At 39.1% G+C, this 6,308-nt stretch carries 7 protein-coding genes; 3 read left to right on the forward strand and 4 right to left on the reverse strand.

Translation table 11 applies throughout. The features are described 5' to 3' along the window. The 3 genes from HMPREF0023_RS09655 to HMPREF0023_RS09665 form a co-directional block, all read right to left on the reverse strand. Positions 1-242: SEL1-like repeat protein (locus HMPREF0023_RS09655; protein WP_190319064.1), on the reverse strand; the 242-nt coding region annotated here is incomplete at its 3' end. Between the two features lie 16 nt (positions 243-258). Continuing rightward, positions 259-1,839, reverse strand: coding sequence for a CAP domain-containing protein (locus HMPREF0023_RS09660; protein ID WP_008941989.1), 1,581 nt, complete (start codon positions 1,837-1,839; stop codon positions 259-261). 30 nt (positions 1,840-1,869) lie between these two features. Further along, complete coding sequence (locus HMPREF0023_RS09665) at positions 1,870-2,478, reverse strand: hypothetical protein (RefSeq protein WP_004679652.1); 609 nt, start codon at positions 2,476-2,478, stop codon at positions 1,870-1,872. 840 nt (positions 2,479-3,318) lie between these two features. On the opposite strand from HMPREF0023_RS09665, the gene HMPREF0023_RS09670 reads away from it, so the two are divergent. The 3 genes from HMPREF0023_RS09670 (at position 3,319) to HMPREF0023_RS09680 (ending at position 5,361) form a co-directional block, all read left to right on the forward strand. After that, complete coding sequence (locus tag HMPREF0023_RS09670; protein ID WP_016653653.1) at positions 3,319-3,672, forward strand: antitoxin Xre-like helix-turn-helix domain-containing protein; 354 nt, start codon at positions 3,319-3,321, stop codon at positions 3,670-3,672. 503 nt (positions 3,673-4,175) lie between these two features. Beyond that, positions 4,176-4,523 (forward strand): hypothetical protein, encoded by a 348-nt coding sequence (locus HMPREF0023_RS09675; protein ID WP_016541972.1) that lies wholly within the window; start codon positions 4,176-4,178, stop codon positions 4,521-4,523. Further along, positions 4,507-5,361: a hypothetical protein gene (locus tag HMPREF0023_RS09680; protein ID WP_008941993.1), complete on the forward strand. Its 855-nt coding sequence runs from the start codon at positions 4,507-4,509 to the stop codon at positions 5,359-5,361. The genes HMPREF0023_RS09675 and HMPREF0023_RS09680 overlap by 17 nt, the downstream gene beginning before the upstream one ends. A 92-nt stretch (positions 5,362-5,453) precedes the next feature. Here HMPREF0023_RS09680 and HMPREF0023_RS09685 read toward each other — a convergent pair. After that, the coding region (locus HMPREF0023_RS09685; RefSeq protein WP_008941994.1) for a MobA/MobL family protein at positions 5,454-6,308 on the reverse strand (855 nt) is incomplete at its 5' end.

Here is a 6,308-nt window from a genome sequence, read left to right on the forward strand (position 1 = left end):
ACTGCTGCCTTGGAAAACCATTCAGCCGCTTTTTTATGATCTACAGGTACACCTTTCTTTCCTAAGTAGTAAAGCATTCCCATATTATGGTGACTTTGATTATTATCTCCTTTGGTCACGACTTGTGACAGTACATAGTTCAGTCCTGCCGACAGGTTCACTTTCTTGGTTTCAGCAGATACTGTTGAACTGGTCATTACCATACTGTTAGCGACAGCAAGATGGAGTATTAATTTTTTCATCTGATTCTTATCCTTATTAATCATTCACATTAAACCAGTAGGAATATTCTTTAGGCTGACCATTCACCAAGACATTGCTGAGTTTGACGTCGTAGATCACATTCAGTTTCAAATCGTCGAAGTTAAATTGGATATGGTTAGGAACTCCGATATTTTCATAGCGTATATTGCTGATCTTCTGTTTAGCTCCACTACTTCGTTCAGTGACAACAACAGTGGCTTTGGCGTAATCCACATTTCGATTGGCAAAGAAATTCTTTTGATCGGTTAAAACTGAAATCGAGAGAATTGAACCCGCCATATAATATTTGGCTGGATAGTTGTGGTAGGGATAGGCAATCACACCGAGTGGTGCAGTGGTTGGATTGTCGAAGGGATAAACCACTTTGTAGGACGTACCGACCACATAAGGGAATCGGGTATCTTTAAATGATGGCGCATTAACTGAACCATACGCCGATTTTTGTAAGAAAGGATTAAGCATCCAGAGGCGATGCCCCACATCTCCTGCAAACAGATTTAATTTGTCATGCACCATATTTGTAATGCTTTCGGCAGGTGAATAGTCATATTTATTCTGTCTTACCCCCATTTCCAAACTACTGGTTTTTGCACCCACTGCACCAATATCTGAATAGCAGTTTGTGGTCGCTTCAGGGTAATGAGTCAAGATGTTGTTTGCCGCAAGAATCAGGGCAGTCTGCATCATCTCATCTTCATGGGCATAATCGTATGTAATACTTGGCAACCCATGCAAGGCACGAACCGTATTGAGCTCATGTAAAAACTCATTTCTAAACTTTGCTCTGAGCTTACCTGCATAACAGTTATTGATATCGGGTGCATCACCCATAGATGAAGCTTTAAACACATCAAAGCTGATGGTTTTACTCTCTGCTGCCAGTGTTTTAGCATCCCCCTCTTGAGTAAGTTTAAGGGTACATAACCCTGCACCAATCCCTTTGAGTTCCCCCTGACTATAGGTACAGGTTGATGAAGAAAGGCTGCTAATCGTGACAGGTAGTTTGGCACTGGATTCCGTATCCAGTGAATACACACTCTCCGTCAGGATATATTTGATTTTTAGTGGGGTAATGGTTTGCTTGAGCTTATTCACGCACACATTATTTTCTAGATATTGCTCAGCCGCACAACTCACATTGACGGTCATGCTGCTATTCAGTGCTAGAACTTTTGCCGTCCCTGCCTGTGTCAATACCAGATTACACTGACCGACTTTATGCGCTTTAAGTTCACCGCCACTTACACTACAGATGTTGGGTGTGTTACTGCTAAACGTTACTACTAGACCTTGATCTGTTTGCAGCGATAATGGATAGCGTTGACCTTGAATCAGCGTACTGAATGGTAGTGACTGAATATTCTGCACTACCTTGTTTTTACATACACCCTCTTCCAGATATTGGCTTTCAACACAGGTCACGGGCTTAGGGATTGGATTGCCATTATCTGGATTATCCGTTCCACCGCCATTGGATAAACTTGAATCTCCACCCGAACCACTACCACACCCGACCATTGCTGTACTGATTTCCATCATTAGAACTGATGGCATGAACGATTTTGAAATCATCATGATTGACTGCCTTAAATTTTTATATTGTTGTTATTGATAATGATCAGCCGATAATAATTGACGGATTTCACTGGCCATTTGTGGACTACGCCAAGGAAATAGGACTTTTAGGCTGTAATTCGGTTTGAATGGATCTCGTGTACCAATATTGACTTGAAACTCTCGTTTCATCGGTGTGCGATGGACCTGTTGATTGACATGTGTTCCCATCATTGGATTGCTGATCACAGTGGTCGTGGTTCTAAAGTTATCTTCGACTAAGTTGTAGTGTCCAACGGAAGTGATGTAATCAAAGGGATATTTGACGAGGCGTTGATCAGACTGATCAAACAGAATAATGGTTTTATCTTGGCTGTTGATCCAAACACCACGGTTTTGGTAGTTAAAGCTTTCTCCTTGACGTTTCAGTTGTTCAGTCATCCCGTCAAAGTAGGTATTTCCATATTCATAAAGGTAGTAAAGGATCACAAACCAGAACAGGTCAAAGCCAAAGAAGATGTAACCGAAAGCACCAAAGGAGAAGATTTTGGCAACGATGAGAAAGATCACGATGGGTAAGACCACACATTTTATAAAGAGCTTAGATTTTTGTGGACGGTGTTCAATGGGTATGATTTTGGGTTTGCTTAATTCAGTCATGGTTGTTTCCCGCATGTTCAATGCAATGCACAATCACCAGCAGATATAAAAAGGTTTATTTTTTATAGGCGTGATTTAGCCGTCCACCGTTGGATTGTTCTTGTAAAAATGTTGTTTGAATAACAGACGAATAATAAAAAATTAGCCGTATCGCCCCCGTTGCAAAGCACAACAAGGTTGAACATGGGGTGAAACACAAATTAGAAAAGATTGGTACAGCATGAGAAGCTCCTTGTGTTAAGAAGTTCTACCAATTACTGCTAAATAATGGTGGCAGAACGAGAGCGGGTTAGCAGACTGGAACACAAGAATCCAGCACGTCCGAAGACGTCCCCCTCCCGTTCCACCGCAGAGGGGCACGAGGGGATAAACACTAAAAGACAAGTCCTTTAATGCTCTTGTGTTGGACGGTCTGCTAAAACCGACTGGCAATGTAGGCCAGCGAGCTCATATTAATTTTATCCAGCGCTTTAGTCAATTTTACAAAGCACTAAAATCTAGACAATTAGATTCGCCAAATGTAATCGCATTAAATCTTTGATTTTTCCCATAAGGTCAAATTCGTCCAATCGATAGGCTCATTTTGCTTTGATGGATGAGGCTAAAATGGACTGTTGTTCTCTATTAAAATAAAACAATAAAATAAAGAATTAAATCAGGCTCAGTTCAGCTTTTACATTCAACGCATTGAGATGAATCAATGCCTAATGAGCTGTTAATAAGAAGAATGTATTGGCTCAGGCTGATTTAAAGCGATCAAACTGAAGCTCACGCACCTTCAGAAATAGCCTATTAAATGGGATAGAATAAATAATCAGCAAAGCTCAGCGGGTCGATTAAATGAACTCAGCCAGTACAACAATGGTTTTAGCAGAAGCCATATTGAAAACTGCGGATTTACTCGGTCTTAGTAATACTCAACTGGCTGCTGTGATAGGTCTCGATCTCGCTTCGATGAAGCAAATCGAATTCTCAGCTGTATTAGAACCCGCATCTGCACAAGGTGAAACTGGATTATTACTGATTCGCCTTTATCAAAGCTTATCAGCACTCACGGGCGATGATTCTGAATGGATTGATTATTTTATGAATGCATTCAATACCGCAACCGATGGTGTCCCGATTCAGCAAATTCAAACTAGAAAAGGCTTAGAGAAAGTCTTAACAGTTGTTGAAGCCCTAAACAATCGATGATTTATTTAACTCATTCTTTTAGCGAATCAGCTTCAATTTGCTTGATTAGAAATTCTGATCATCATTAGCATCACTTCCGTTAAAAACACAGCAAAGATTAAAATTTGTGCTCAACAAACCACCACAAACATGATTCACAATCAAATTCCTAGCCGTCAGAAATTTAAAATATCTTCAGGTTAATCAATACATTATTTAATGTTAAAATATGTAAAAAGATCCAATTACATCGTTGACAGCTCAAGCGATACCCAGTTAAGCTAATTGAACACAGCAAAATCTGTGTACAGGCGTGAGAACCTGTTATATTCTACAAGCGCAAAACAATGTCGCTTATGCGGCTATTTTTTTGTCTACTGTTTAGCAGTCGTTATGGCAGCTTGACAGGGCAGCTTTATGCTGGCCGTACCTTGTAGAACGGTATTCTCACCCCTGTTTTGCTGCCACCATTACCGTGAGAAGTAATGGGGGTAAGTATTAAACTTATCTACAAGGAAACGACTATGAACGCAATTCTTCATGGTGCAAATACGTGCACATCTAAACAACAAGCCTCGCAACTGATTGTTGAACTGGGCAAATCAATTTCAAATCCTCAACGTCAAACACTTGCCAATCTTTATATTGCTGTTGACACTGCAAACTCCCTGCTCAACGAACTTGAACAAGCCCATGAAATCATTCGTCAATGCATGCATGAAATGACTGATGAGCAAATTCTTAAAGTCGCAAAGCTCAATCAAAATAACAATTTATCGTCGCTCTGGGCATTTCGTACACATCAACGTCACAAGATGATTGAACGTGCACAACGTGTGCTACGTGGGGCGAATCATGTCCAAGACCAATAAGAATAATCATCTTCTCGTATCTGGAGACTATCCTCTCATTGCTTCGCCAACGCTTGCAAAAGCGTTTGGCGTGGCTGCCGCCAATTTTTTACAGAAGTTGCATTACTTTTTAGAAAATAACGAAGGAAAAACCTTTAATGGAAAAAAATATTGGTTCCATAGTTATGAACAGTGGCAAAGCACGCTTGGCGTGTACAGCATCTCAACAATCAAACGAATTGTTGCAAAGTTAAAGCGAGCTGGGATTCTTGTGATTGAAAAGTTAGCACAAAATAAATGGCTGCAAACCAATTTCTATACGATTAACTATAAGAAACTCAAACAATTCATCAAAGTCGACAGTCAACAAGATCATCAGGCTAAAGTGAAATCACCCATTTTTGCTCCAGTCGCTGCACCCAGCTTGCAGAAGCCAGCACCAGCACATACTATTCAACCGAGTGCACTAATTAATTCGATTCAACAGGCATTTCAAAATATCAAGGTTAGATCAAATAGATTTGAACCAACATTAAAAGTGGCAAAGGAATCCCTTATAAGCCCCGACTTTGTCACGCGTGAATCTTATTCAATAGTTGGATTAAGCCAACCACTCCACCCTGCGGCATCCAAGGAAATATTAAAAAATATGGATATGGACTACCGCTGCTTTTATCAAGCACTGCGGCAACAACGGGTAGATATTGATTATGATGATCAGCGTATTCAACAACTGTTAAAGTATCAGAAGCGAATTCTTCAACATATTGTATATATCAAACAAAATTTTGCAGGACATGAGCGTTATCAATGGCATACGCTTGAACAATTACAGATGGAAAATTATTTTAAGAAATAGGTCAAATTGCACTAAGACCAATTCAGTTGATCCGTCCATAGAAAGTATATAGACAGATCAACTGATTTAATTAAAGGCTGAACTAATACATATTAGAAGTCAAAATCAAATTTTTTAGATTGAACAAGTTGTGGTCTATTCTGGTTTTCCTGTTCACGTTTTCTAACTAAGGCTAATTCATACTCATTTTTATAGCGTTCGCATAAGTTGTTTTGACGTATTTGCCAAATGTTCTTTCTATATTCTGCTACCTTATCTTGATCTTCAGGATCAGTGCTAAAGAGTAACGACCTCGGAATTTGTGGGACATCTTTTAAATTGGTTCCATGTTTTTTATTATAATCTTCATTAGATAAGCACGATACTGCACTGCTCACTTCGATTTCCATACCATGAATTTCTATAATTTTTGTGGGCGCATATTTTTCTAAAAATTCATTTATTATTTTTTCAGTTTGTGTTCGGTAATGAAATAATATATTACGACCGAATCCAAGCACATCAGCCGTGATTTTTAATGCACCTCCTTTTTCAGGATTTTTTTGACGATATTGCTTAAAGAACTGCTCGGGGGAACGTTGAATATTATCCAACATACTTTTTTCTGAAAATAATAAATGTAAATGTGGCTGTTCTGACTGCCCATCGAGCGCAGCCACATGATTATGAATTGCGATTGTTGATGGCATTTTATATTGACCACAAAATTCATACATTAATCTTTCAGACAACTCTATACGGCGATTTTTATCCAGTTCTTTTGGCAAAGCGATTGTAATATGTGATGAGGTTCGTCTAGTCTCACTTGTATATTGATCAGCTGCATACCAAAACTTTTCAGGATTATTTTCAGACCAAATCGGCATATTATAGGATGCACAATATTCAAGCTCTTCAATGTCACTTTTATGCTTTGAAAAATATAAAGTACGCGTAATATAGTGATA

This window comes from Acinetobacter sp. ATCC 27244 (assembly GCF_000156555.1).
Lineage (GTDB): Bacteria > Pseudomonadota > Gammaproteobacteria > Pseudomonadales > Moraxellaceae > Acinetobacter > Acinetobacter haemolyticus.